A 1,273-nucleotide genomic window follows, 5' to 3' on the forward strand; every position below is an offset into this window, starting at 1 on the left:
CCTAAGAAAACAAATATCCAAGGTAATATAGTCTACTCGTCAAAGCTAAGCGGCTATGGGTGGCAGATAGGTTATGAATTATATCTTTTGTGTTCCCTTTACAAAACAGAATGTCATAGACAATATGAGACTTAAAACAAAATTCATTGATTAACTTATATAAGAGATTATTATGAAAATTATTACTGAGGCTTTTAGTAGGTACAATCCATTAAAATATGTACAAGCTACACAAATTCAACGTCGTTTCCATTCAACTTCATCTGATTTAGTTTCAGAAAACATTAAAAATCATAAAACTAACTTAAAAACAGAACATATTAGTGCACCATATAGCGCTCTTTGTACAGAGTATTATCAATTAGATAAACCACATGCTCCTAAAGATGCACTTATTTGTTACTTAAATTATGCTGATGAAGCGAAAGGACCTATACTTGAACCTATGTGTGGAACAGGGCGTTTCCTTATTCCACTGTTAAAGAAAGGATATAATATAACCGGCTTTGATTCTTCTCCTCATATGCTTGATATTTGTCGAAAAAAATGTCAGCAAGAAGGGCTTTCTAGTACATTATTAGATGCTTCATTTGAAAATTTTGCTTCTAGCTTTTCATACAAATTAATTTTTATTCCTAGTGGTTCCTTTTGTCTTTTAACGGAGAAAGCAGAAGTTCATCAAGCTTTAAATACTATTTTAAAATGTTTAGAGAAGGGAGGAAAATTTGTATTTGAAATTGATACACTTAAGAGTGTAAATGAGAACCAAGGAGTTTGGAATAAAAGCTCAGTTAGCAAACCAGATGGAGCAAAAATTGTAATGAATAACTTATCGCGTTTTGACTCAAATTCTCGAGTTCAAAGTACTTTGTCTCGTTATGAATTATGGGAGAATGATACAATTCAGAAAACAGAAGTGGAGAATTTTCATTTAAAGCTTTACGATATGTTAGAAATGGAAGACTTGTTAAAGCAGTATAGGTTAACAGTGATTAATAAGTACCTTCCTTATACTAAGGAAAGACCTGATGACAAAGCTGATGCTGTACTTTATGAGTGTATAAAATGGTAATATTTGTTGTGATCTTGCTTGTTATTTAATTTTTAATTTAGAGCGACTTGGGTAAGTGTAATATGTTATTAAGAGTGAACTATGCGTACTATGTAATTAGTTTAATCTATCAATTAAATTTGAAATGTTAATTCAAATGAATACTAATAAACATGAAGTACTTATATTTATCATGTGCGGAGCTTTATTGCTTTTTAACAC

At 30.6% G+C, this 1,273-nt stretch carries 1 protein-coding gene; it reads left to right on the forward strand.

Going from position 1 to position 1,273, the window contains the following annotated elements; all coding sequences use genetic code 11:
- The first annotated feature begins 172 nt into the window (after positions 1-172).
- Complete coding sequence (locus tag Megvenef_RS09515; RefSeq protein ID WP_322777673.1) at positions 173-1,072, forward strand: class I SAM-dependent methyltransferase; 900 nt, start codon at positions 173-175, stop codon at positions 1,070-1,072.
- The last annotated feature ends 201 nt before the right edge of the window (positions 1,073-1,273 follow it).

Origin of the sequence: Candidatus Megaera venefica (genome assembly GCF_034554655.1) — a bacterium.
Classification (GTDB): domain Bacteria; phylum Pseudomonadota; class Alphaproteobacteria; order Rickettsiales; family Rickettsiaceae; genus Megaera_A; species Megaera_A venefica.

What these genes read in the sequence shown, in the direction of transcription:
- Megvenef_RS09515 (WP_322777673.1), top strand. Translation starts at nt 173, where the DNA reads ATGAAAATTATTACTGAGGCTTTTAGTAGGTACAATCCATTAAAATAT.